General features: G+C 59.7%; 20 protein-coding genes and 4 tRNA genes. 19 read left to right on the top strand and 5 right to left on the bottom strand.

What is annotated here, in order from left to right:
• The first annotated feature begins 43 nt into the window (after positions 1-43).
• The gene (gene ppk1, locus ACNKU7_RS17855; protein WP_418298346.1) at positions 44-2149 is read left to right on the top strand and encodes a polyphosphate kinase 1; all 2106 of its coding nucleotides are present in this window, start codon (positions 44-46) and stop codon (positions 2147-2149) included.
• Positions 2150-2167: 18 nt separating this feature from the next.
• Here ppk1 and ACNKU7_RS17850 read toward each other — a convergent pair whose 3' ends face one another.
• Entirely contained in the window at positions 2168-2680 is a 513-nt protein-coding gene (locus tag ACNKU7_RS17850; protein WP_418298345.1) for a hypothetical protein, read from the bottom strand.
• An 81-nt stretch (positions 2681-2761) separates the two neighbouring features.
• Entirely contained in the window at positions 2762-4534 is a 1773-nt protein-coding gene (gene aceK / locus ACNKU7_RS17845; RefSeq protein WP_418298344.1) for a bifunctional isocitrate dehydrogenase kinase/phosphatase, read from the bottom strand.
• Positions 4535-4601: 67 nt separating this feature from the next.
• Between aceK and ACNKU7_RS17840 the strand changes: the two genes are divergently transcribed.
• Positions 4602-5210: a MarC family protein gene (locus ACNKU7_RS17840; RefSeq protein ID WP_418298343.1), complete on the top strand. Its 609-nt coding sequence runs from the start codon at positions 4602-4604 to the stop codon at positions 5208-5210.
• A gap of 18 nt (positions 5211-5228) precedes the next feature.
• Here ACNKU7_RS17840 and ACNKU7_RS17835 read toward each other — a convergent pair whose 3' ends face one another.
• The gene (locus ACNKU7_RS17835; RefSeq protein WP_418298342.1) at positions 5229-5375 is read right to left on the bottom strand and encodes a lmo0937 family membrane protein; all 147 of its coding nucleotides are present in this window, start codon (positions 5373-5375) and stop codon (positions 5229-5231) included.
• 326 nt (positions 5376-5701) lie between these two features.
• Here ACNKU7_RS17835 and msrP point away from each other — a divergent pair, with 326 nt between their 5' ends.
• Both msrP and ACNKU7_RS17825 read left to right on the top strand, forming a co-directional pair.
• On the top strand, positions 5702-6694 hold the full coding sequence (gene msrP / locus ACNKU7_RS17830; protein WP_418298341.1) for a protein-methionine-sulfoxide reductase catalytic subunit MsrP: 993 nt from the start codon (positions 5702-5704) through the stop codon (positions 6692-6694).
• Entirely contained in the window at positions 6694-7326 is a 633-nt protein-coding gene (locus tag ACNKU7_RS17825) for a protein-methionine-sulfoxide reductase heme-binding subunit MsrQ (RefSeq protein WP_418298340.1), read from the top strand. Before msrP ends, ACNKU7_RS17825 begins: the two co-directional genes overlap by 1 nt.
• Before the next feature lie 91 nt (positions 7327-7417).
• Here the strand turns inward: ACNKU7_RS17825 and ACNKU7_RS17820 are convergent, their stop codons facing one another.
• Positions 7418-9364 (bottom strand): PhoX family protein, encoded by a 1947-nt coding sequence (locus ACNKU7_RS17820; protein WP_418298339.1) that lies wholly within the window; start codon positions 9362-9364, stop codon positions 7418-7420.
• A gap of 196 nt (positions 9365-9560) precedes the next feature.
• Here ACNKU7_RS17820 and ACNKU7_RS17815 point away from each other — a divergent pair, with 196 nt between their 5' ends.
• The 3 genes from ACNKU7_RS17815 (at position 9561) to ACNKU7_RS17805 (ending at position 15280) form a co-directional block, all read left to right on the top strand.
• The gene (locus tag ACNKU7_RS17815) at positions 9561-12161 is read left to right on the top strand and encodes a TonB-dependent receptor (protein ID WP_418298338.1); all 2601 of its coding nucleotides are present in this window, start codon (positions 9561-9563) and stop codon (positions 12159-12161) included.
• A gap of 171 nt (positions 12162-12332) precedes the next feature.
• Positions 12333-14270 carry a phytase gene (locus ACNKU7_RS17810; protein WP_418298337.1) on the top strand — a complete coding sequence of 646 codons (1938 nt, stop codon included), beginning with the start codon at positions 12333-12335 and terminating at the stop codon, positions 14268-14270.
• A 95-nt stretch (positions 14271-14365) separates the two neighbouring features.
• Complete coding sequence (locus tag ACNKU7_RS17805) at positions 14366-15280, top strand: aldo/keto reductase (protein WP_418298336.1); 915 nt, start codon at positions 14366-14368, stop codon at positions 15278-15280.
• A 377-nt stretch (positions 15281-15657) separates the two neighbouring features.
• Here the strand turns inward: ACNKU7_RS17805 and ACNKU7_RS17800 are convergent, their stop codons facing one another.
• A complete protein-coding gene (locus tag ACNKU7_RS17800) occupies positions 15658-16614 on the bottom strand; it encodes a hypothetical protein (protein WP_418298335.1) in 957 nt (318 codons plus the stop codon).
• A 178-nt stretch (positions 16615-16792) separates the two neighbouring features.
• Here ACNKU7_RS17800 and ACNKU7_RS17795 point away from each other — a divergent pair, with 178 nt between their 5' ends.
• The 12 genes from ACNKU7_RS17795 to ACNKU7_RS17740 form a co-directional block, all read left to right on the top strand.
• Positions 16793-18334, top strand: a complete 1542-nt coding sequence (locus ACNKU7_RS17795) for an alpha/beta hydrolase (RefSeq protein WP_418298334.1) — start codon at positions 16793-16795, stop codon at positions 18332-18334.
• Complete coding sequence (locus tag ACNKU7_RS17790) at positions 18331-19080, top strand: ABC transporter ATP-binding protein (protein ID WP_418298333.1); 750 nt, start codon at positions 18331-18333, stop codon at positions 19078-19080. Before ACNKU7_RS17795 ends, ACNKU7_RS17790 begins: the two co-directional genes overlap by 4 nt.
• Positions 19077-20267, top strand: coding sequence for an ABC transporter permease (locus ACNKU7_RS17785; RefSeq protein ID WP_418298332.1), 1191 nt, complete (start codon positions 19077-19079; stop codon positions 20265-20267). Before ACNKU7_RS17790 ends, ACNKU7_RS17785 begins: the two co-directional genes overlap by 4 nt.
• 36 nt (positions 20268-20303) lie before the next feature.
• The gene (gene alr / locus ACNKU7_RS17780) at positions 20304-21440 is read left to right on the top strand and encodes an alanine racemase (RefSeq protein WP_418298331.1); all 1137 of its coding nucleotides are present in this window, start codon (positions 20304-20306) and stop codon (positions 21438-21440) included.
• 19 nt (positions 21441-21459) lie between these two features.
• Entirely contained in the window at positions 21460-22476 is a 1017-nt protein-coding gene (birA, locus tag ACNKU7_RS17775; RefSeq protein WP_418298330.1) for a bifunctional biotin--[acetyl-CoA-carboxylase] ligase/biotin operon repressor BirA, read from the top strand.
• A gap of 6 nt (positions 22477-22482) precedes the next feature.
• Complete coding sequence (locus ACNKU7_RS17770) at positions 22483-23262, top strand: type III pantothenate kinase (RefSeq protein WP_418298329.1); 780 nt, start codon at positions 22483-22485, stop codon at positions 23260-23262.
• A gap of 104 nt (positions 23263-23366) precedes the next feature.
• The gene (locus ACNKU7_RS17765) at positions 23367-24098 is read left to right on the top strand and encodes an SPOR domain-containing protein (RefSeq protein WP_418298328.1); all 732 of its coding nucleotides are present in this window, start codon (positions 23367-23369) and stop codon (positions 24096-24098) included.
• Between the two features lie 175 nt (positions 24099-24273).
• A tRNA-Thr gene (locus ACNKU7_RS17760) sits at positions 24274-24349 on the top strand.
• A gap of 112 nt (positions 24350-24461) precedes the next feature.
• A tRNA-Tyr gene (locus ACNKU7_RS17755) sits at positions 24462-24545 on the top strand.
• An 86-nt stretch (positions 24546-24631) separates the two neighbouring features.
• Positions 24632-24705: transfer RNA gene (locus tag ACNKU7_RS17750), tRNA-Gly, on the top strand.
• A gap of 106 nt (positions 24706-24811) precedes the next feature.
• Positions 24812-24886: transfer RNA gene (locus ACNKU7_RS17745), tRNA-Thr, on the top strand.
• 158 nt (positions 24887-25044) lie between these two features.
• A partial coding sequence (locus ACNKU7_RS17740; RefSeq protein WP_418298327.1) for a GTP-binding protein occupies positions 25045-25691 on the top strand: 647 nt, incomplete at its 3' end.

Raw genomic sequence — 25691 nt, 5'->3', positions numbered from 1 at the left:
GTAGCAAACTGCGCGCCATTCTCCCTGGCTGTAGGATGGCCGTATGCTGAACCTGGATGCCGAACTCGCTCATCCGCCATTGACAATAGCAGCAACCGATATGGCACATGATACCCCGTTGTTTCCAAAAGAATTGAGCTGGCTCTCGTTCAATGCGCGCGTGCTTCAGGAAGTGGAGGACGAAAGTGTGCCGATCATCGAGCGGGTGCGCTTTCTGGGTATATTCTCCAATAACCTGGATGAATTCTACCGGGTGCGGGTAGCAGATGTGCGTCGTCTGGCCACGTTTGCCAAGGGCAGCAAAAAGAAAGAGCACTTTTCTGCCTTGCTCGCCAGCATCAATGAAAAGGTTCTGCGCCTGCAGACCCGCTTCAGCAATGCGTATGTGAAAGTCCTCAGGGATCTGGGACGACATCACATCCACCTGATCAATGAGCGCCAGCTGACGGAAAAACAGCGCTTGTATGTGGAGTCCTATTTCCACAATGAAGTATTGCCGGAACTCGAGCCGTTTTTTATCGACGACCGCGACAATATGCCTCTGCTCAACGAAGCCAGCTTTTACTTTGGTATTTACCTCGAACTGGAAGATGGCAGCCTGCGCTTTGCCGGGCTGGAAATCCCTACCGATACCCTGCCGCGCTTCGTTGCCATTCCGCCGCGGGAGAAAAGGCACGAACGGGTCTACATCGTACTCGACAATGTTATTCGTGCCTGCCTGATCGATGTGTTTCGCCGCGTACTGCCGATTGAAAAGGCGCTCGCATTCACCTTCAAAATCAGCCGCGATGCGGAGCTGGAGCTGGGTGAACACGTAACCCAGAATATTGTCGACCGGGTGGCGAAGTCACTGAAAAAGCGCAAGCAGGCAGAGCCGGTACGCCTGGTGTATGACTCGACCATGCCGGAAGTCCTGCTGGACATGATCAAGAAAAAACTGAATATGGGGCGCTACGACAGTTACACCCCCGGTGGCCGCTACCATAACTCAAAAGACTTCATGAGTTTTCCGGCCGATCTGAAGGCGCATACCTATCGCGCCCGCGAGCCACTGCCAACGCTGCCCGACAGTGCGAATATCTTTGAATGGATCGATGCCTCCGATCGCCTGTGCTATTACCCGTATCACGATTTTCGCGTGATCACCAAGCTGCTGGCATCGGCCGCGCTGGATCCGAAGGTAAGGGAGATCCGCATCAACCTTTACCGGGTGGCAAAAAACTCGCGGGTGGTGGCGGCACTGGTCAATGCGGTGCGTAACCAGAAGCAGGTAACCGCGGTGGTGGAGTTGCAGGCGCGCTTTGATGAGCAGGCGAATATTCACTGGTCAAACGAATTGAGTGATGCCGGCGTTGATGTCATTTATGGTGTGCCGGGGCTCAAGGTTCACTGCAAGTTGATTTCCATCGTGCGCGAAGATGGTGGCAGGAAGTCTTATTACAGCCATTTTGGTACCGGAAACTTCAACGAGAGCACCGCACGGTTTTACTGTGATTTCAGCCTGCTGACGGCCGACGAAAAAATGGGGGAGGATGCCTTCCGGGTATTCGACTTTATCAAGCAGACGCATCTGCAACCGGGTTACCAGCATCTCTGGGTATCCCCCTACAGCAATCGCCCCAACCTGTTGGCGGCCATCGATCGCGAAATCGATGCGGCGGTGGCCGGGGGGCGCGGCGAGATCTTTATCAAGTGCAATAACCTGGTCGATTCCGAACTGATCGAGCGCCTGTATCAGGCGAGCAGCGCGGGGGTGCAAGTGCGCATTATCGTGCGCAGCATGTGCGCACTGCTGAGCCAGACCCGGGGGCTCTCGGACAACATCAAGGTTGTCAGCCTGGTGGACAAGTACCTGGAGCATGCGCGGGTCTATGTGTTCCACAATGGCGGCGACCAGCAGGTATTGCTGTCGTCCGCAGACTTGATGACACGCAATCTGGATCACCGTGTAGAAGTGACCTTTCCGCTGCTGGATACGCGACATCGCGAAACCGTACTGGCAATTCTGGAACTGCAGTGGCAGGACAACCAGAAAGCCCGGGTGCTGGATGCCAACCAGAGCAATACCCGTATCGCCAATCAAAAAAGCCGCAAGAATGTGCGCGCCCAGGACGCAATCCGCCAGTACCTGAAAAAGCGTGAGGTGTGAGTTGGCCGGGGGGAGGGGTCAGTTTCTCGTGAAACCCACGAGCTTGCCGTTATTAAACGAGAAGCGATAGCGCTCGCCGACCTTGAACTTATCCCTGCAGCGGGATTTGATGGTGATCTGTGGATGCTGGGGAGTAACGACCCAGGTGGAAAAATCGTCTTCCGGTCCGCGTTTGATCAGCCAGTAGTGATCCCCGTCATTGCACGCACCCCGTTCCATACAGTTGTCGAATCCCCATACGTAGGCGCGCACATCGTATTTCGCTGGCTGGTTGGCGGCGGGCTGGAATGGCTCGCGGGCATCGCCCGTGAACTCGAACAGGTCATCAAAGCTGGCCAGCTTATAACCCTTGGCACGGACGTCACAGCTCGCGGTGTGCTCTTTTACCGCTTGATCCTCATCGCCAGACTTGGACTTCTGGGTCTTGGATTTTGGGTCCATCTCACTGGGCAGGTAGCCGCAGCCAGTGGCCATGGCAGTGAATACCACGATGCACAGTGCCAATACCGGAACCGATCTGAAAAACCGCACTGCAAACCTCCGCGGACTTTCCCTGCCAGGCAATACTCCCTTAACTATAGACACTGGAGAGCCGCTGCCAGCCCCTGGCGGCTAACTCTCGGCTCGCGGCGGCGTGCGTTTGATGGGAAGGCGCTGGAAACGGATCTTGCGCCGGTAGGGGAAGGTACTTTCGATACGGCCTGCCCGGATTCTCTCCTGCAGGCGCTGCCAGTACCGGTAATCGTAGAGGTCGCTGTGCTGCTCCTCGAACGCCTGGCGAGCCACCGGGTTGCCGGAGAAGAACAGGCGGAATTCCTCCGGGAACACATCGGCCTCGGCGACGGTATACCACGGGCGATCCGACAGTTCCTGTTCTGCGGTCTGGGGCTCGGGAATCTTGCGGAAGTTGCACTCGGTGAGTGGACAGAGTTCGTCGTAGTCGTAGAAAACCACGCGCCCGTGGCGGGTAACGCCAAAGTTCTTGAGCAGCATGTCGCCGGGAAAAATATTGGCCGCCGCCAATTGCTTGATGGCGTTGCCGTACTCTTCCATGGCCTCGATAGTCTGCTGCTCGCTGGCCTCATCCAGGTACAGGTTCAGCGGTTCCATACGGCGCTCAACGTACAGGTGTTTCACGATGATCCACTTGTCATCCATTTCCAGTTTCGATGGCGCCAGTTTCTTCAGTTCCTCGATCAGCTCTTCACTGAAGCGGTTGCGATAGAAAATGAAGTTGGTGTACTCCTGGGTATCTGCCATACGGCCGACGCGGTCAGAGCGGGATACAAACTTGTATTTTTCCTTGACGATCTCTTCGGTCACCGTCTTCGGGTTGTCGAATTTATCCTTGATGACCTTGAATACCACCGGGTAGGAGGGCAGGGTGAAAACGCTCATCACCATACCCTTGATCCCCGGCGCAATCACGAACTTGTCGTTGCTGACCTTCATGTGGGCAAGGATGTGGCGGTAGAACTCGGTCTTGCCGTGTTTGTGGAAGCCGATGGAGTTGTACAGCTCGGACTTTTCCTTCAGTGGCATGATGGTGGAGAGGAAGCGCACAAACCGCGACGGGATCGGCGCATCCACCATGAAGTAAGAGCGGGTGAAACTGAAAATGATACTGGTGGAATCGTTGTCGTAAACCACGGTGTCCACAAAAACACCGCCGCGGCCATTGTTCAGGCACGGCAGGATCAGCGGAATCACTTCCCCCGCAAACATCAGGCGCCCCACCAGGTAAGCTGCCTTGTTGCGGTAGAACACGGATTCCAGCATGTCCACCCGCAGCCGCTGCTCATCTTCCGGTCCATTGAGATGGGCCAGCGGGCCCGCGCGCAGGGCCTCACAGATATGCCCGACATCCCGCGTACAATCCTCCCAGGGAATGGAGAACTCATAGTCGGCGAGAATGTCCTCAATCATCGCTTCGAGACCGTCGCGGCCGTTATAGCTGATGTAAATGCTGTAGTCGCGCAGGGGCTTTTCATCCGGTGCGCGGGAGGACTTCACGAAGATATGGCTGTCGTGGATATGCGCGTGCTGGAACTGGCTGCAGAAAATGGAATTGAAAAAGGTCTCTGCGATCTCGTAATTGTTGTGGTTGGCGATCAGTTGGCCGTAGGTTTCCTTGGCCTGCCGCCACAGATCCAGCTGGCTGGTGTCCTTGCTGGTGACTGAGTGCACCAGCTTGAGCACCTGGTTGACCTTGACCTTGTAGAGATCAATACGCTCCTTGTTGGCCTCGTGCACGCCGATCCAGGAAGCGGTTTCGAAGCGCGCCTTGGCTCCCAGGGTAATATTCTGGAAATCGGCAAAATACGCATCGAAGCCGTTGAGGATCGTCTTGGCGATGCGCCGTGCGGTCGGAGAGTGATTGGTCATGCACTAGACTCAGTTGGAACACGCTTTTCTTTGTAGCGGATGTTAGCACGGGCATTCGGGAGCGCACTTGGACGATTGGATCAGTAGCTTTGTCTTTTTCTTTGCTGTGATCGACCCGGTGGGCACTTTGCCGGTGTTCATAGCGGTGACCAGCCGGCACAGCGAATGGCAGCGGCGCAAGATCGCGCTGCTCGCGGTGGCGGTTGCGACCGGCATTCTGCTGTTTTTCCTGCTGCTGGGGCAGTACCTGCTGGAGGCGATCGGCGTGCCGCTGTCGGCGTTTCAGGTGGCGGGAGGCATAGTGCTGTTCCTGTTTGCCCTGACGATGATATTTGGCGAGGGCAAGCCGGAGCGGGAAGTGGAAATTATCCGCGAAGGCCATGAAACTGCGATCTTTCCTCTCGCCGTTCCCTCTATCGCCTCACCGGGCGCCATGCTGGCCGCCGTGGTGCTGACGGATAATTACCGTTTTGATCCGGCGCATCAGTTCACCACCGCGTCGGCGATGCTCGCGGTCCTGGCAATCGTGCTGGTACTGCTGTTGACGGCAAACTGGATATACCGCTGGATCGGCAACGCCGGGGCCAGCATCGTCAGCCGGGTAATGGGACTGATACTGGCCTCGGTCGCTACCACCAATGTGCTGCTGGGAATTCAGCAGTTTTTTGCGGTCTAGAGCTTTGCTTAATCGCCCTCAGGGCCCGCGGCCGCGTATCAGGCGCAGGATCAGCAGGATCACGGCGACAACCAGCAGTATGTGCAGAAAACCGCCGAGCGTATAGGAGCTCACCAGGCCCAAAAGCCAGAGCACGACAAGAATGACAATAATTGTCTCGAGCATACGAGTTACCTCTTTCGCTACGCGCCCACCGACCGTTCGCGATCAGCGGGCGTCCCGTATACCTTGGAAACATTAGTTTGCCGACGCGCCACCAACCAAGCCTATTTTTCCGGAATTTCCATTGCGCATAAGTGTCTTCTCCTATATCGGAAAAGCGTCTTAGCCGCTGTGCCAGCCTCCGGCTCGAACACGCAGCGGAGGGCCTGCCCGATAACTGGCAAAAAGATTGTAAGAATGGGTCGGCGTTGCGCGACTACGCATTAACCTTTTACCAATACCAGTTGGCTGATACGGGCAGGTTCCTGGCCCCAATTTCGGAGAACACGATGCTGATAAAAACGCGCAGCCGCAGCGATCTGGCTGAAAACGAGGTGACGCCCGAGCCGGCGTATCTTTCCCGGCGCAGTGTGATCAAGGGCTTGGGAGCGGGCGTTGGCCTGGCGGGTATCGGCCTGCTGGGCGCAAATACCAGGGCACTTGCGGCTGATCAGGCACCGCGCAAGCCGCTGGACTTCCGCCCACAAAAGCCGGCCCCGGACCTGGTGCTGACGCCGGACGAGAAAGTGACCAACCACAACAATTTCTACGAGTTTGGCACGGGCAAGACGGATCCGGCTCAGAACAGCCAGGGGCTCAAAACCGAGCCGTGGACCCTGACGGTGGAAGGCGAGGTTGAAAAACCGGGCACGGTGGACGTGTGGAAACTGATGGGCGAGATAGGGCTCGAAGAGCGTATTTACCGCATGCGCTGCGTAGAAGCCTGGTCGATGGTGATCCCCTGGGTCGGGTTCGAACTGGGCAGGTTCCTCAAGCGGTTTGCACCCACCAGCCGGGCAAAATATGTCGCCTTTGAGACCCTCTACGACCCGGAGCAGATGCCGGGGCAGCGCAACCGCTTTGTGGGTGGCGGCATTGATTATCCCTACGTGGAGGGGTTGCGTATTGACGAGGCGATGCATCCCCTGACCATCTTGTCTGTGGGGCTCTATGGCAAGACCCTGCCGCCGCAAAACGGCGCGCCGATCAGACTCGTGGTGCCTTGGAAATACGGTTTCAAGGGGATCAAGTCGATCGTCAAGATCCGCCTGGTGGAGGAGATGCCGCCCACCAGTTGGAACCGCCTGCTGCCGAATGAGTACGGCTTTTATGCCAATGTAAACCCGGCGGTGGATCACCCGCGCTGGTCGCAGGCCACCGAACGCTTTATTGGCCCCGGTGGCATTTTCTCGGTCAAGCGCCAGGCGACCCTGCCGTTCAACGGGTACGGTGAAGAAGTGGCCTCCCTGTACCGCAACATGGATCTGAGGAAGTACTACTAGTGGGGGTTTCAGCGAGCAGCGCCAACTGGCGCAAGCCCCTGGCAGCACTGCTTCATTTCAGCGTGCATATCGGCGCGGCGTTGCCGCTGGTTTGGCTGTTTTACGCCATAAATGCCGGCCGTCTCGGCGGTGATCCCGTGGTGGAGCTTATCCACTACCTGGGCCTGGGGACGCTGCGCCTGCTGTTGCTGACCCTGCTGGTGTCACCGTTATCGAAGTGGCTGGGGTACGGGCAGCTGAACCGCCTGCGCCGGCCCCTGGGACTGTGGGCCTTTGCCTGGGCCAGCTTGCATTTCAGTGCCTGGATGGCATTGGACCTGGGGTTTGACTGGTCACTGATAGGCAGTGAGCTGGTGAAGCGCACCTATATCCTGCTGGGCTTTTCCGCCTGGCTGACGCTCCTGGCGCTGGCGATCACTTCACTGCCGATACTGATGCGGCGCATGGGGAAAAACTGGAAAAAACTGCACGGGCTTCTGTATCCGGCGGTACTGCTGGCCTGCTGGCATTTCTGGTGGTCGGTAAAAAGTGGCTGGATCGAACCGGCCATCTACCTGTGCCTGGCATTGCTTCTCCTGGTATGGCGACGTGAAGGGGTAGTACGCTGGTTGCGGAGCTTTCGCTCCGCATAGGGGGATTCGCCAGCGACCTGCTGGGTTGACGTGCCGGGTCTAAATGCCGCAAGACGGTAGCCGGCACTTTGGCCCAGAGCCGTGTTTCGCCTTAGCTGCCGATTTCACCGCCATCCAGACGGCGGATTGCCAGCACGGAGGGGCGCGGAGGCAGGGTCGGGTCGTTGTCGGGCCAGCGGTGCATCGGCATGTCGTAACTGGAATGGCGGCCGTCCGCCGGATGCTGTACCGATACAAACAGGGTCTTGCCGTCCGGAGTGAACTCCGGACCGCAGATTTCCGCGCCTTGCGGGCAGCCGAAAAAATGTTTCGGTGCTGCGCGCAGTTCCCCTTCGGTGGCCATTGCCCACAGGCCATCGTGGAAGCCGAAACTTTCACAGCCATCCGTGGCGATCCACATATTGCCCCGGGGATCGAATGCCACATTGTCCGGGTTGGCAAACCAGCCGTGGGCGGAGATGTTCCCGGGCTGCTGCTGCCCATAGGCACCGCGCTCGCGAGGGTCTTCTGCATTGGGGTTACCGCCCAGCAGAAACGTATTCCAGCGGAAGGTATCGCTGGTGTGATCCCGCTCGCCAAACCGCCCCGGTGGCACGATTTCCAGTACGTGGCCTGCGGTATTACGCGCCCGTGGGTTGGCCGCATTTTCGTCGCCTGTTGCGCGCTTTTTATTCTTGGTCAGCATCACGTAGGTGCAGTCGTTGACCGGGTTGGTTTCCACATCTTCCGGGCGATCCATGGGGGTGGCCCCGAGCAGCTTGGCTGCCCGCCGGCAGTCGATCAGTACATCTGCCTGGTTGCGGAAGCCGTTGTCTTCGCTGAGTGGATCTTCGCCGAATACCAGTGGCAGCCAGCGCCCGCTGCCGTCTTCGTTGAACTGTCCGGCGTAGAGTGTGCCTTCGGTAAGCAGCGCACGGTTGTGTGCCGATTCGCCCGGTAGATAGACATTTTTCGATACAAACCGGTATACAAACTGGTGCTCGTCGTCGTCACCGCCATATGCGGCGACACGTTGTCCCGGTTTGCAGACCAGAGTGAATCCCTCGTGTTCAAAACGGCCGAGCGCGGTCAGCTTGCGTGGGGTGGAATCCGGATCGTAGGGATCGTACTCCACCATCCAGCCGAAGCGGTTCGGCTCATTGGGCTCCACGCGGATATCGAAACGATCGTCGTATTCGCCCCAGTTGCGATTGTTGTCGGCGATGCCGAATGCGTGATGATTGCGCGCCTCGCGCTCGTCGGCGATGCCATCCGGGTCCCCCTGAAAAGCACCACCAAATCCCTCTTCGGCAATGAGTACCGTGCCCCAGGGCGTTTTGCCGCCGGCGCAGTTGCCGACGGTGCCGAGTATCCGGCTACCGGAGGGGTCGGCGCCGGTTTTCAGGCGCTCATCCCCCGCTGCAGGCCCCACGGCGAGCATGCCGGTGGACAGGGAAATTCGCCGGTTGTAGGGACTGCCCTGGATCGCCCGCCAGCCGTCGGCGGTTTTTTCGATTTCCACCACACTGTGGCCACAGGCCTGCTGCTCGATCGCGACCTGCTTGGCGGTTGCCCCGCGATTGGCAGCGCTCTCATCCCTGTATCCGGGGAACATCAGGTGTGGTTGGGTGTACTCGTGATTCACGCACAACAGGCCGCGCTCACTATTGCGACTCAGGCAGTGGCGGTCGCCGTCACCGGGGCCGGCGGTCTCATCCAGCGGCATGAAAGCGATGAAGTCATTGTTGTAGCCGAAGCGTCGCCCCTGCTCTGCGGCGGTAAGCGTTTCCGGTGTGAAGGCGCCGGCGAAAGCGTCCAGTGGATCCCCCCAGCGCAGCAGCAGGTCGGCGGTGTATTCCTCCGGGATGTGATGGTGGTGATCGAGCCGGTGGGGGATTTCGGCAAAGCCGAGATTGTCGCGCGCCTTTTCGATACGCGGTCCACAGCCGGGCAGCAGGCCCACGCCCGCCGAGGCAACACCGGCGGCGCCCATGGCCTTGAACAGCGTGCGTCGTTTGGGGTTCGTTGGTTTGTCGTGATTTTTATGGTCGTCCGACATTGGCCTTGCCTCCGGATACGGCGAAATTATTTTGAATCATCAGGCGCCGCTGCAGCGCGGCGTGCTTTTCTATCTGGTAAGAAGGTTAGCTGCTGAATATGACAAATTTAAAAAAACGGTAACGCAACGTTCACACCCGAAGACTAGGCTCCGCCCCAAACAAAACAACCGCCAACAACACTATGGGACGGGGAACATGACCAGGTCTGTACTCAATTTCAAACTGGTGGCGCCGCTCGCGGCAGCAGTCATCAGCATCAATGCCGGCGCGCAGAACAGCGCACAGGAAAATGAAAGCACGCTGATGGAAACGATCGTGGTCACTGGCCAGGCGGCGAACGCCCGCAGTGATATCGAGCGCCAGCGCGCATCCAACAAGGTGGTTGCAGTGCAGACTTCCGAGGCGATCGGCGAACTGCCGGATGCCAACGTTACCGAAGCACTGCAGCGTATGTCCGGCGTATTCATCGCCCGCGACCAGGGCGAAGGCCGCTTCGTTGGCGTGCGTGGTATCGACCCGAACCTGAATGCCTCCACGATTAACGGCATGAGTCTGCCGGCGCCGGAAACCGGCAGCCGCGCGGTGGCCCTGGATGTCATCCCCTCTGACCTGCTGGCGAGCCTGGAAGTCTTCAAGACCCTGACGCCGGACATGAGCGCCGACTCCATCGGTGGTGCGATCGAGATCAAGAGCATCAACGCACTGGAAAAGGATGGCCAGACCTACAAGGTCACCATCGAAAACGGCTACGGCGAGCTGCAGGGCGAAAACAGTCCGAAAATCGCCGGTAACTACACCAATAAATTTGACCTGAACGGGCGCACCCTGGGGATTGCCCTTGCCGCCTCGCACCAGACGCGCAAATTCGGCTCCGAAAACATCGAAACCGATGGCGTGTGGGAAGCGTTCACCGCACTGGATGGCAGTGAAGGTGTGACCGCTGCGGAAATCGAACAGCGCGATTACACGGTTACCCGTGAACGTACCGGTCTCGCGGCCAATTTCGATCTCGAACTCTCGCAAGGCCAGCGTATTTACCTTCACTCCCTGTACTCCGATTTTTCCGATGAAGAACAGCGCCAGCGCAATTCTTACAAGCTGGACGAGGAAAACGACGATCCGGATTCCATTTCTGCCACGGCGGTCACCTGGTCTGACGCTGCATTGGAAAAAGAACTGAAAGACCGTTACGAGGAACAGGAAATCCTGTCCCTGGTACTGGGTGGCGAGCACGACCTGGATAAATGGGGCGTGGAATACGCACTGGGTTTCTCCCATGCGGAAGAATCGGAGCCGCACCGTCGCGATACCACTTTCGTGCAGGAAGGTCTGCAGCTGGGGTACACCAGCGCCGGCAAAATCCCGCAGATGTTTGCCGCCGATGCCAGTGCCCTGGATGCGGCCAGCTATGCACTGGACGAGCTGGTGATCGAAGATAACTTCACCGACGATGAAGAAGTCAGCTTCCGCCTCGATTTCCGTCGCGATATCGAAGTCGCCGGCAACCCGTCCGAGCTGAAGTTTGGTGTGCACGAGCGCCGTCGAGAAAAAACCGGTGACCTGAATGCAACCATCTATGACGGCTTCGGTGATGACTTCACCCTGGCGGACTTCGCCAATGGCAATATCGATTACGGCCTCGGTACCTTCGGCCCGGGCATCCACCGCGGCGCTCTGAATGCCTTTATCGATGCCAATATCGGCAACTTTGAAATCGATGAGACCGATACCGCACTGGACTCCGCGCGCGACTATGTAATGAACGAGGATATCTCTGCACTGTATGTGATGAACGATATCGATTTCGGTCGCGCCAACGTGGTGTACGGCGTGCGCTACGAAAGCACCGAATTCAGTGCCGAAGGTTATCGCGTTGCCGAGTCCGGTGAACCCATCGACGGCGCCGAGGAGCTGGCGGAAGACGTTTATGTCACTGCGGCGAATTACCGCAGCGATTACAGCAAGCTGTTCCCGAGCGTGAACTTCAAGTACGACTATACCGACAACATCGTACTGCGTGCCGCTTACACGGAATCCCTGTCGCGCCCGTCCTTCGGTGACCTGAACCCGTCGCCGGCGGCAATTGAATTCGACGATGGTGAGCTGGAGGTGGAAGCGGGCAACCCGCTGCTGGATCCCTATGAAGCGCGCAACGTCGATGTGTCTTTCGAGTACTACGCCGATGCTCTGGGCATGTTTTCCGTAGGCGCTTTCCACAAACAGATCGACAACTTTGTGGTGACTGCGGATGTTTCCAGCATCACCGATTACAGCCAGTACGTGGGCAGCCTGGCGGTGGAAGAAGCGGAAATCTTCCAGCCGATCAATGGCGACCAGGCAACCCTGACCGGCGCCGAGCTGGCGTGGACCCGAGGCTTCGACAACGGATTCCTGCTGCGAGCCAACGCCACCTTCACGGACTCTGAGGCCAGCCTTGGACTGGGTGCAGAGTCTGGGCGCAGCGACAAGGTCGCCCTGCCTTCCCAGGCGGATGTGGTGGCGAACTTCATCGTTGGCTACGAGCGCGATGCGCTGAGCCTGCGCCTGTCCACCGCGTACAAAGGCGAGCGCCTGCTGGAAGTGGATCTGGAAGATGAAGCCTTCGACCTGTACGAAGACAGGCACATGCAGGTGGATCTCTCTGCCAAGTACCGTTTCGACAACGGCCTGCAGGTGTTCTTCAACGCGGTTAACCTGACCGATGAACCTTTTTACGCCAATCGTCGCGGCTACAACGGCCAGTACGAAGAGTACGGCCCCAGTTATGTTCTGGGTGTGACCTTCAGCAGCCTGTAACACGACACGAAAAGCGGAAAGCCTGGCCCTCTATGGCAGCCGGGCTTTCTGCTATTTTTTTAATCTGGATTCCATGGTCACCTGTTTGCCATATGACTGCCATATTGGCAGCGTAGGTTGCGGGCAATGTTTGCCGTTTCGGTTGGCCACCCAACAAGAAATCACATCACTATGGCGTTAAAACACTTTTTCTATTCTGCCGTGACTCTGGCCGTGGCCGGCCTGCTCAGTGCCTGCGGCCCGCAAATCGAGCGCGACAATGTACGCAAGAGCGATGCGCTGTCGCCATCGCAGGAAATGGCGTTGTCCAACGTGGTTTCCAGTCAGCTGGCACCGCTGACACTGGGCGGAGGCGATTACCTGTTGCTGGCCAGTGAAAAGCGCGGCCTGGTACTGGTGGATGCCGAGGGCGCGGAAAAGCTCGCCCTGGATGGCGGCAAAGTCGAACGCTTTGCCCTGCAAGCGTTGGCTGAAGATCAGTGGCTGGTGGCTGCATACGACGAAGACAGTGCCGAACTGCAGCTGCGCCTGCTGGATACCGACCAGGGCGTCCCGCGCATCCGCTACCTGGCTGCCATGCCCACCAGTGCGCCCCAGGTAGCCTTATGTTTTTCGCGCCAGGCGGAGCGCACACACCTGTTTGCCATCGATGAAAGCGGCCTGGGCCAGGAATACGTGGTACACCCCCGCGAGCAGGCGTGGGAATTCACCGGGGTGCGTCCACTGTATTTTGGGGAGCAGGTATCCAGCTGTGCGGTGGATGACCGCAGCGGCAAACTGCTGGTGGCGCAGCCGCCACTGGGAATCTGGAGCCTGAATGCGGATGCGGAGATGGACGAGGAGCGCGAAGTGTTTGCGGCGCCGGCGGATCTGGATGGCAAGGCATTCGGTGGCCTGTGGCTGGACCGGGCCAGCGGCAACCTCTGGCTGACCGCAGACGACAAAGTACTGGCATTCAATATCAACGCACCGGCACAGGGCGCTCAATTCAAGCGGGCGCTGTTGAACATGGAGCCGGTATCGGCGGTGACCTATCACGGGCAGCTGCTGGCACTGGCGGAGGAGAGTGACCGGGTACAGCGCTACCAGGTCGAGCTGCCGCAACCGGCGGCGGAGATGCAGGCTTTTCGCGGCCCGCTGGAAATCCCCCGGGTGCGCGCCAGTGGCCAGACCGTGCCGGTTCAGTCGGGCGGTGACGCCGCGGATGACCCTGCAATCTGGGTGAACCCGGTCAATCCTTCGGCAAGCCTGATCCTCGGAACCGATAAAAAAAGCGGTCTGAACGTGTACAACCTGAAAGGCGCGCTGGTGGAGCAGTTTGCTGTGGGCCGCCTCAACAACGTTGACCTGCGCCCAATCCAGCACGGGAAATTTGTCGCCATTGCCGCCGCCACCAACCGCACGGATCCGGGCGTCAGCCTGTTCGGAATTACCGGCGGTGGAGAAGTGGAGCACCTCGGCTTGCGCAACCTGGATATGGAAGACCCCTACGGCCTGTGCGTATATCGCAAAGGGGCGGATCTGATGACCTGGGTGTCTGACAAGGAGGGGAATGTGCAGTTGTTGCAGATCGTGCCGGGGCAGGGAGACATCGACTGGACACTGAAAAAGCGCGCGAATCTGCACGTGAGCAGTCAGGTGGAAGGCTGCGTAGTGGATGATGAAATGCAGACGCTGTTCTTCGGCGAAGAAGACGGCGGCATCTGGCGCCTCGATATCGCCGCCTTCCTGGCCGGCACTGCCGAGCCACAATTGATCGCCCCCGTCGATGGCGAGCGGCTGGCCGCCGACGTGGAGGGGATGGGGCTGTATCACGCTGGCGACAAGAGCTATCTGGTGGTATCGAGCCAGGGCAATAACAGTTATGCCCTGTTCACACGCGATGGCAGCCAGTTTGTAGGCCACTTCAAAGTCGACATCAACCTGGATAAAAACCTCGATGGCAGCTCGGAGACCGATGGCCTTGAAGTTTCCAGTGCCTCATTCGGCAGCGAGTATCCGCAGGGATTGCTGGTGGTGCAGGACGGCCGCAATCGCATGCCGAGCCAGACACAGAACTTCAAACTGGTTTCCTGGGCAGATATTGCCGAAACCCTGAATTTGCAGTGATCCCCTCAGCCCCTCCGTTTGTGGAGGGGCTGATCCGAACCTGCCCTTTTGTATGCGACAATCCGCCGGGTTCATTTTCCGACCTGGCGGTATTTATGCAGCGTATCCACTCCTCCCTGAATTCTGACCTGTCCTTTTCCCGTATTGCATTCGGCCTCTGGCGCCTCACGGACTGGGGCTACAGCCCGCAACAGCGTCTGGCGCTGTTTGAACAGATGCTGGATCTGGGGGTGACTACGTTTGACCTCGCGGATATCTACGGCGATTACCGCTGCGAGCAGTTTTTTGGCGAAGCGCTGAAGCTGAAGCCGGCCCTGCGCGCGCGTATGGAAATTGTCAGCAAGTGCAGTATTCGCCTCGCAGGTGCAGCGTCAGGTGCGCGTATCAATCACTACGACACCAGCCCGCAACATGTGCGCAGCGCGGTGGAAACCAGCCTCCGGGATATGGGCATCGAGCAGATGGATCTGTTGCTGCTGCACCGCCCGGATCCGCTGATGGATGCCGAAGCACTGGCCGGGGTGCTGGAACAGCTGGTGGCCGAGGGCAAGGTAAAGCACCTGGGCGTGTCCAACTATCTGCCGCACCAGACCGAGTTGCTGCAATCCCGCCTGTCACAGCCGCTGGTGGCCAATCAGATCGAGGTATCCCTGCTGCACTCGCAGCCGATGTTTGACGGCCAGCTGGATCATTGTCAGCAGCACCGGGTTATTCCGATGGCGTGGTCGCCGTTTGCCGGCGGCCGCCTGTTCACTGGTGAAGATGCGGACGCGGCCCGGGTACAACAGAGCCTGCGGGCATTGTCTCAAACTCGTGGTTTGGCTGCGGATTCCGGGGTTATGCAGTTGGCGCTGGCCTGGCTGCTGAAGCATCCGGCACAGATGATTCCGGTACTTGGCAGCGGCAATCCCGAGCGACTGGTTGCGGCGCTGAAGGCGCTGGATCTGGAGTTGGATCGGGAAGAGTGGTTTGAACTGCTGCGCGCTGGGCGTGGGCGGGATGTGGATTGAGCGTCAGTGGCTTTTCTTCTTAAGCAGGTGCAGCGGCGCCAGAGCACTGGATATGTGTTTTTGAAACCGGGCTAGGCGCCCCCCTTCAATACATCCCTGTACGCTGCGTCGGCGACGTCCCTGTCGCCGACGCTTTCAAAAACACATACCCAGCACTCTGGCTTCAATTCTAAACTCGGCGCTTTGTAAGCTTGGTGTTGCGAAGTAAAGGGCTTACGAGAAGGGGCTGACAGCGGGAAACGTTCACGAGACCTTCCGCGAGAGGGACCTCGCGGAAGAGCCCCCAGGGATGGGTTCACGGCGTGTCTCGTGAAGGTTTCCCGGTGGCAGGGCCGCCACGAGAATATATTCGGAGTGCCTTACTGTGGAGGTGGGGGTTACCCGGCGTACGCGTTTTCGGGTACCAGGTCGTAATTCACATCACCCATATCGAACTGCTCAAGGGGAGCGAGGTGCATGGGGACGCGGTAGCAGCGCAGCAGGTTGTCGCCGCGCCAGTCCATTACGTCCAGGTCGTTGCCGGCAATGCTGTGCAAGAGGCGGTCGAACTCGGTAACCGCAGATGCAATCAGGGATTTGTATTCCAGCTCGTCGCCCAGCCTGATAAAGCGGGATTCGCCGTCCACCTGCTCGATGCGCAGCCAGCCGGGGCCGCGCTCGGCGCCGGACAGTCCGAGCACCAGCGGCCCCTGCTGATCCTGGCACAGGGGCGAGAGGTTGTGGATGGAGGACTCGGCCTCAACCTCGCTGCCCACCCAGACCCAGCCCGGCAGGCCGATGCGGGTCAGGTGCCACTCAGACAGCCACACCGTCTGGTCGTCATCCACCCGAAACTCACTGTATTCCCGCTGGCCCTTGCGGCTCGCCAGGCTCACGTTCGCCTGGGGGTTTTCCCTGCGGAACGTGTGCAGCTGCTGGGTCATCTCGTAATTGACCTCCCAGTGCTTGCACAGCCGCCACTGGATCGGGTACTCGCCCCATTCGACCAGGTACTCCTCCCGCTCGCGCAGCGTTTCCGCTACACGCCAGAAGGCGCCGTCGATCAGAATGTAGGTGTCACCCGGCCTGCTGCCAGGTGCGATGATGCTGTGTTCGGGAGAGGCTTCGGAAGCGTTGACGACGTGTTCGCTGCGGCCCTCGATCACCTCGTACCAGGGGAATCCATGGCGCAGGGGCGGGGGGAAAGCCAATGGCGGCCGGCCGGCCAGCAGGCGGCGGAACAGCACCGACTTCTCTATTTCCAGATCAGACAGGGTGTAGCCTTCCTTCTGGGTGATTTGTCCCCAGGCAAAGGCCGCCCGAACTAGTTGTTTTTCTCTATCTGAAAAGCTCATGGCGCCGGTGTATAAATTATTCGAAATATCGCGACGGCAAACCTTACCACTCTGTGACAGCGTTCGCTATCGCAATTGTGGCGTGGTGCGGTAGAGAGTGCGGTCGCGGCGGTGGCAGCGGTGGCGGGAAAAGTTCGGTAGACTGCGGGGGTTTGTTCAAAAGTACCCGGAGTGAATAGTGGAAGTAAGGAAGCATCCTGCTGGCTCACCGTGGCGCCGAACGGCGTTGATGCTGGCGATTTCGTGGCTCGGCGGCGTGGGTGCCGGGGCCAGTACCGTATGGGCACAGCCTGTGGAAGAGGCCGTATCGATCCCGGCTGCAGAAACCTGTTACGTCGATGGCTGGTCTGAATCACTGCGCTGCTATGAGCTCGCCATGGCCGATGGCACTGCGCTGTCAGTGCTGGTGGCGCCGGCCGTCAACGCGGGGCAGGGCGAGCCCCTGTACCTGCTGGCCGGTGGCCCCGGGCAAGCGGCAAGCCAGCTGGCGAATCTGCTGAACCCGCTGCGCAAGGTCAACCGCGAGCGCGATATCGTCATGGTCGATCGCCGCGGTGCCGGCCGCTCCAATGTCTTTGACTGCGGCTTGAGCGAGGACGCCCCCGCCCGGCTGGAGCGTTTCGTGGAAAAGCTGGCGGCCTGCTACCAGGAATCGCCGGAACGCACCAAATCCCTCAACAGCCGCCAGACCGTCGACGATCTCGAGACCGTGCGCAAAGCGCTCGGGCACGACAAAATTTCCCTCTGGGGTGGTTCCTGGGGAACCCGTACCGCGCTTCTGTACCAGCAGTGGTATCCCGAGTCTCTGAAACGCTTGGTACTGGACGGCGTCGCGCCGATTGAAACCAAGGTATTCCTCACTGCCAAGGTAGCGGAAGCTTCCCTGCAACAGCTGGCGGACGCCTGTGCGGCCGACCCTGTGTGTGCGGAGTTTGGGGACTGGCGGGGTGAACTGGACAGCCTGCTGGCGAACTGGAGCCAAGAGCAGGCCGCAGCCTTCCCCGACCCTTTCACCGGTGCCCCGGGGGAGGAACCGGTGGAGGCGTGGATGATCGCCAGCGCCGTTCGCACCGCGCTGTACGACCCATCCGCATCGGCGCAACTGCCATTTGCGGTGCATGAAGCGCACCGTGGCAATCTGTTGCCGCTTTCGGGCATTTTCGGGCTCTTCACACAACTGGAAGGAGCCATGGCGATGGGACTGACCTTTTCCGTTGCCTGTGCAGAAGAGATCAACCGCGTTTCTGCGCAGGAAATCGCAAGGGACAGTGCCGACACCTTCATTGGCGAGTACTTTATTCGAACCTTTGTCGAGGGGTGTAAGCGCTGGCCGGTAGAGCCGCGCCCCTACAGTGTGCCGGAGCCGCGCGATCAACCGGTGCTGCTCATCTCCGGCACCGCCGACCCCATAACACCGCCGGTCTATGCCGATACACAGCTGGACTACCTGGAAAACAAGCAGCATCTGGTGGTTGACGGCGGGGGGCATATCAATTCGGCCCGCGGCTGTATCCCGGACCTGATCCACGATTTCCTCAACGGGGCTGGTTCCCTGGATGCGACGTGTGTGAACGAGATCGTGCGCCCTCCCTTTATGGTTGCCGCTTATGGGCCGGCCATGGTGCCGTCCATCGGCCTGGCCTCAGGGGAAGGGGGCAGCGGGGATGTGGCGGCCGAGAGTGAGCTGCAGACCGCAGAGCAGACGGGAGGTGAGCAGTGATCAGCGTGGAAAATATTGGCAAATCCTTTGCCGGCAACCGGGTGTTGCACGACCTTTCCTTCGAAGTGCCCGATGGCCAGATTACGGCGTTGCTCGGGGCTAACGGCGCGGGGAAAACCAGTTGCCTGCGCATTATTTGCGGCCTGCTGCGCGCGGAGTCCGGGCGCGTATTGGTCGGCGGTATTGACCCGGCGGTGAACCCGCAGGGTGCGCGGCGCCAGCTGGGTGTGGTGGGGGATCGCGAGGGCCTGTACGAGCGCCTCAGTGTGGCGGAATACCTGACTGCGTTTGCCCAGATGCAGGGACTGGCCGGAGGCGATTTACAGCGGGCGCTGGAAGAGGTGCGCGCTGAGCTCGAACTGGATGCACTGTGGAACCGGCGCACCGGCGGCTTTTCTCAGGGGGAGCGGATGAAAGTCTCGCTGGCCCGGGCGCTGGTGCATCGCCCCCAGCACCTGATTCTGGACGAGCCGACCAGGGGGCTCGATGTGCTAGCGGTACGACTATTGCGCAAGACGCTGCTGCGTTTGCGTGCCGCGGGCACCACCATTCTGTTCTCCAGCCATGTCATGCCCGAAGTAGCGGAGCTGTCAGATTCGGTGCTGGTCATGTCGGCGGGTCGTATTGTCGGCCGCGGTACCCCGGCTGAACTGGCCGCGGAAACCGGCTGTGATTCTCTCGAGGATTCTTTTGTAGCGCTGGCTTACGGCGAGCGATATACGCACAGGGAGGCGGAGCCCGCATGAACAACGGATATAAATCGCTCGGCTGGCGTCTGATGCTGCCACTCCTGCGCAAAGAGTTGCTGGAAGCCTGGCGGGATCGGCGCGCGCTGCTCACCGCGGTCAGCTTTGCGCTGCTGTTTCCGGCAATGATTCTCGGGGGCACGACGTTCATGCTGAAAAAGCAGTCCGAGAAAACGACGGAGGTGGCGCTGCTTGGCGGCGAAGCTGCACCCTTGATTGAGAAGTACCTGCCGGCCAAGGGTATCAATGTGAGCGTGCTGCCGGAGGGCGAGCCTCAGGCATTGCTGGCGGCGGACTACGACGTAGTACTGGTGGTTGCCGATAACTTTGCCGAGCGCTACCGGGATTTCCGGGCGCCGCGGATCTATCTCTATGTAGATAGCTCGGATACGGATGCCGGGCGCGCGCAGCGCCAGGTACAGGAGCGACTCGCGATGCTGCAGCAGACGGTTGCCAGCCAGCGGTTGACGGCGCGGGGGGTTGCTGCGCAGTTACTCGCGCCCTGGCAGCTGGAGGTGCGCGACGTCAGTACCCCTTCAAGCCGCGGTGCGCTGATCCTGGCCATGGTGCCGGGCGTGTTGATCATGACCCTGTTTATCGCCAGCCTGGCGACTTCGGTGGACACTTCGGCCGGTGAGCGTGAAAGGCTGAGCCTGGAGACGCTGCTGGTGCAGCCGCTGCCGGCCTGGCAGGTGATCGTCGCGAAGTTGCTGGCGGTGGCCAGTATCGGCTGGGTGGGATCCTTGTTGACGATCGGCGTGCTGGTGACGCTGATGCCGATGATGTCCCTGGAGGAGTTCGGATTCCAGGCCGCCACCACTGCCGGGGGCGTGATTGCGATGGGCCTGGTCCTGTTGCCCCTGGCGCTGTTGGTTGCAGTACTGCAGATTCTGCTGGCACTGCGCTCGCAATCGTTCAAGGATGCCCAGACCCAGCTCAGTATTTTCCAGATCGCGCCGCTGGTACTGGTGATGGCGATCGACATTGCTCAGGTGAACCTTGCCGGCAGCTGGCAGTTGCTGCCGCTGGTTGGCCATCAGCAGTGGCTCAAGGGATTGTTGGTGGGAGAGCCCGCATCGGCGCTCTGGATGCTGGCGGGATCCATGGTAACGCTGTTGCTGGTGGTGCTGGCGGTTATTGCCGGCGCGCGGTCACTGCGCCGCGAGACCCTGTTGTCTGCAGCCTGATTGCGGTTGCAGTGGCTTAACACGGTTGGTGGAAACATGACGCTCGAAGAAGGGGAAGGATTGCTGACCATTGACCTCGCGGCAGTGGCAGAAAACTACTGTGCACTGCGGGCGCGCCTGCGCAATGGCAGTCGCTGTGGCGCGGTGGTCAAGGCAAATGCCTATGGTCTTGGCGTAGAGCACGTTGCGCCTGCTCTGTACGCGGTGGGATGCAGGGACTTTTTTGTCGCTACCCTGGCGGAAGGGCAGGCGCTGCGGAAGCTGCTGCCCGACGATGTGCGTATTACCCTGCTGACTGGATTGCGCAGCGGCCAGGAGGCGACTTGCGTGCGCGCCCGGCTGATCCCTTTACTGGTTAGCACCGCACAGTTGCAGCGGTGGATTGCTGAAACCTCGGTGGATGGTCTCGCCGCGCCCTGTGCACTAAAACTGGATACGGGGATGACCCGCCTCGGTATGGGGCAGGGGGAGTTTGCCTGTTTGCTGTCGCAGCCGGAACTGCTGCACGCGGCGAACCTGTGTTTGCTCGTCAGTCACCTGGCCTGTGCGGACGAGCCGGAGCACCCGCAGAACCGGCACCAGCTCGAGTGCTTTGCCCGGGCATCGGAGGCCTTGCGGACTGTTTGCCCGCAAGTAGAGAGCAGTTTTGCCAATTCTTCAGGGATATGCCTCGGAGAGGAGTACCACTTCGATGTGGCGCGGCCGGGCTCCGCACTTTACGGCATTAATCCCAGCCCCGGGCAAAAGAACCCAATGCGCCCTGTAGTGAAGTTGCGTGTGCCAATACTGCAGTTGCGGCAGGTGGACGGTGATGTTCCGGTGGGCTATGGAGCGACGCAGATGGCGCCGTCCGGCAGTTGGCTGGCGGTGGTTCGCGGCGGCTATGCCGACGGTGTGCTTCGGGCCCAGAGTGGCCGCGGGCGCGGTGCCGCAGTTGTTGCCGAGCCCGATGGCTGTGAGAGCCGGATCGTCGTGCCCATGATTGGCCGGGTATCAATGGATACTTCGGTGTTTGATGTCAGTGCGCTGAACGATTCCCAGCGCGGGCGGTTGCAGGCTATCGAAATGCTCAATGACGAGTTGACGGTGGATGAAATGGGTGCGGCCGCGGGCACCATCGGCTATGAAATCCTTACCAGTCTCGGCCACCGCTACTGCCGCCGCTACTGTTGACGTGTTGGAGTGACGAGTTTTGGTTCAAATCAAATCTGCTGAAAGCAAGGCCCTCAGTCAGATTCGCCCGCTTTTACTGCTGCTTGCCGATGGCCGGGTGCACTCTGGGGAATTCCTCGGTGAAGCTCTCGGCGTGAGCCGGGCGGCAGTGTGGAAGCAGTTGCAGAAACTGGAGCAGCTCGGTTTGGTTGTGGAGTCCGTGAAAGGGCGCGGCTACCAACTGCCCGGTGGCCTGGATCTGCTCGATGCCGAAACGATTTCTTCGCACCTTTCCGCCGAGGCGAAACCGCTGCTGCAGCAGCTGCAGGTTCACGACCAGGTCGATTCCACCAATGCCCGGGTTCTGTCGGCGCTCGAAGCTGGCCGCGGCCACGGCCAGGTGGTGCTTGCTGAGCAGCAGACTGCGGGGCGCGGGCGCAGAGGGCGCAGCTGGGCTAGCCCCTTTGGCGCCGGTGTCAGTGTGTCTCTCGGGTGGCAGTTTCAGGGTGGTGTGCAATTGCTTGAAGGGCTCAGTCTCGCGGTAGGGGTGGCGCTTGCGCGCGCGCTGGCCGTGTTTGACGTGCCTGATGTGCGGCTAAAGTGGCCGAATGACGTCTGGTGCCAGGGGCGCAAGCTGGCGGGCGTACTGCTTGAGTTGAGTGGCGACCTTACCGATCGTTGCGCGGTGGTTGTCGGGATCGGGCTCAATATGCGTTTGCCCGCGGCCGCGGCCGGCACTATCGATCAGCCCTGGATTGATCTTGAGCAGGTGCGGCCCGGGATTTCCCGCAATCGGTTGGTGGCCGAAATGCTCAATCAGTTGCTGCCACTTCTCGACACATATCCGGCAGGGGGCTTCGCGCCCTGGCGGGAGCCATGGCAAGCGCTGGATCAGTTTGCCGGTGCTGAAGTCTGCCTGCAGTCTGCACAGCAGCGGTGGTGCGGTATTGAGCGCGGCGTCGACAAAAGCGGTGCACTGTTATTGGAAACCGACGGGGATCTGCGGACTTTTCACGGCGGAGAGATTTCATTGCGCCCTGCTTCTGGGGGGGCTTGATTCGCCATGGTAGCCATTCTGGAACTTGATCAGGGCAATACCCGGTGCAAATGGCGCTTGCTGGTGCCGGAAGCGGAGGGGGAGTCGCGTGTTGCTGGCCGCGGTGTGCTGGCCGCTGAATTCTGGCTGGGAAATGATGACTTCCCGAGCTGCTGGGTAGAGAGTGGGGTCAACCGGATCCGCATTGCCAATGTGGCCGGCGCGGAGCGGGAAAAGCAGATGGCCGCACGCCTCTCCGGCGCACTGGGGGTGGCCCCCGAGTTTGCCCGTGTCACTCCCCATTGTTATGGGGTTACCTGTGCCTACCCGGAGCCGCAGCGTTTGGGGGTGGATCGCTGGTTGGCGGTGCTGGCCGCGTATCGTCGCGACCCGGGGCCGTCACTGGTGGTCGATTGCGGAAGCGCGGTTACCCTGGATTTGCTGGGGGAGGGTGGGGCGCATTTGGGTGGCTATATTGTCCCCGGCCTCGGCCTTATGCGCCGCTCACTCTACCGCGACACGGACGCGGTAAAGGTATCCCCGGCGCTCGTGCCCCGCATGCCCCTGTCTCCGGGGCGGGATACCGCAGCAGCGGTTAACCGGGGCTTGCCGTTGATGGTACTGGGGGCCATTGAGCGGGCGTACGCTGAGTTGTGGAATGTGTGCCGGGACTCTCCCGCGCCGCATATCTGGTTGACCGGCGGCGACTCCGCGTTCCTGTCGACCCTGTCGCCCCTGAGTGATCGCTTTGCTCACTGTGTGGTCGACGATTTGGTGCTTGAGGGGCTGGCGCTAACCAACCCATAGTCCGCCGGCCGGTGTCTTTCACAGAATATCGAATGCGCAGGCTGTACCATTTGCCAGTGCTATTCCCTTTTAACTACAACAACGTCTGAGCAAGCTGAACTTCTATGCGTTGGATCGTTTTATTTTTATTCCTGGCCAACCTGGGCCTCGCGGCCTGGTTTCTGACGGCCGGTGGCGAACCTGAAATGCCACGCAAGCCAGTTGCTGAACGCGGTGACGAGGACACTCTTGTCCTGGTTAGTGAGGCGCCGGCATCGCAGTTGTCCGAGGCATCCCCGCCGGAACAGCAAAAAGTCCAGCCTGCCAGGCGGTCGGCCGGGGCTGCTGCCCCCGAGGCTGTCGGCGCCGATGGTCTGTGTACCCTGGTAGGGCCGTTTACCGAGGCCTATCAGGGCGAAGATGTTGCGCGGCGCTTGCAGGCGTTGGAGGTTCAGGCGGCACTGCGCGAGATAGAGATGCAGGGGCAGATGCGTTACTGGGTGTATCTGGCGCCGCTGGGGTCGCGTCGGGAAGCCTTTCGCAAGCTGCGCGAACTGCAGGCGGCCGGTATCGATAGCTACGTGATCCCCAAGGGATCGCTTGAAAATGGCATCTCGTTCGGCATTTTCTCTGAGCTCGAGCGGGCGAGGTCGCTGACCGGTGATCTACAGGCCCAGGGGTTTGCTGCCGAGTACCGCGAGGAGCCACAAACGTACCTCGAACTCTGGGTGGTGCTTGAGGGTGAGGAGCGTCTGGCCGACGCGTTTTGGCAGCAGATTCAACTGGATTACCCGGATCTCGACCGGCGCCAAAACCTGTGCAGCGAGATACGTAGCCCTGAAGCAGGTGCGGATTGATCCCACGCTGTCGGGTTCCCACAGGGTTGGGTGGAAGGATGTTTATTGAGGAAGAAAAAAACGAAAAACCCTGTTGCGTGTGAAGATCAGTTCCCCTAGAATCCCGCCTCCACTTAAGGGGGAGATCAACAGCCCTTGGTGGCGTTGCCAGCTTTTTGGGTGGTAACGACTGGATGCTGGCGTAGCTCAGTTGGTAGAGCAGCTGACTTGTAATCAGCCGGTCGGGGGTTCGACTCCTCTCGCCAGCTCCAATTCTTTAAAGTTCGCAACTTGCTCGAGAATGATTAGCTAAGTGTGTGAAATTTAAAGAAAAAAATGTTGACAGGCACTAAGGTGGTGTGGAGAATACGCACCACTTTCAGGGCAGGGGTTCCCGAGTGGCCAAAGGGATCAGACTGTAAATCTGACGCGCAAGCTTCGGTGGTTCGAATCCACCCCCCTGCACCATTATTCGGAAGTCTCGAGCGTAGCTCGGGGTTGAAGGTAGAAGAGGTTGTTTGGTCTTCTGTCTTGAATGTTTCGCACGCGATAGCGCGGGCATGGTTCAATGGTAGAACCTCAGCCTTCCAAGCTGATGATGCGGGTTCGATTCCCGCTGCCCGCTCCATTTTATTGTGCGGAGCTTGGTTGGAAAGCCGCTTGAGAGAAGTCTTGGGTGGTAGCGCAATGCGACCCCGCTTGCGCGCCGGCATAGCCTGTCGGTCTCGGAGTATGCTCATGTAGCTCAGGGGTAGAGCACACCCTTGGTAAGGGTGAGGTCGGCGGTTCAAATCCGCCCATGAGCTCCATTATTCGTAGCCGCGGTGACCTGTGTCCCCGCGGCTATTTGTATCCAGCGTATTTACCTTTTTGGTTGCTCTGGGTGCGCCGGTTCCCGATTTGGAATACGGGGGCTGTTCTTGAAAAGGTCGCTAGTTCGGCTCACGCGTATATTGGGAGGCCTGCAATGGCAAAAGAAAAGTTTGAACGTTCCAAGCCCCACGTAAACGTGGGCACCATCGGTCACGTTGACCACGGTAAAACCACCCTGACCGCTGCGCTGACTCGCGTATGTGCCGAAGTATGGGGCGGCGCTGCCGTTGCCTTCGACGGTATCGACAATGCACCGGAAGAGCGTGAGCGTGGTATCACCATCTCTACCTCTCACGTAGAGTATGAGTCCCCGACTCGTCACTACGCGCACGTAGACTGCCCGGGACACGCCGACTACGTTAAGAACATGATCACTGGTGCTGCTCAGATGGACGGCGCTATCCTGGTATGTTCTGCAGCGGACGGCCCCATGCCGCAGACTCGCGAGCACATCCTGCTGTCCCGTCAGGTAGGTGTACCTTACATCGTGGTATTCCTGAACAAAGCCGACATGGTTGACGACGAAGAGCTGCTGGAACTGGTTGAGATGGAAGTTCGTGAACTTCTGGACCAGTACGAGTTCCCGGGTGACGACACTCCGATCATCGTTGGTTCCGCTCTGATGGCCCTGAACGGCGAAGACGACAACGAAATGGGTACCACCGCTGTTAAGAAGCTGGTTGAAACCCTGGACTCCTACATTCCGGAGCCGGAGCGTGCTATCGACAAGCCGTTCCTGAT

It is taken from the genome of Microbulbifer weihaiensis (assembly GCF_048323715.1).
Classification (GTDB): Bacteria; Pseudomonadota; Gammaproteobacteria; order Pseudomonadales; family Cellvibrionaceae; genus Microbulbifer.
The sequence above is the reverse complement of the archived record's forward strand: the minus strand, read 5'-3'. Positions and strand labels throughout refer to the sequence as shown.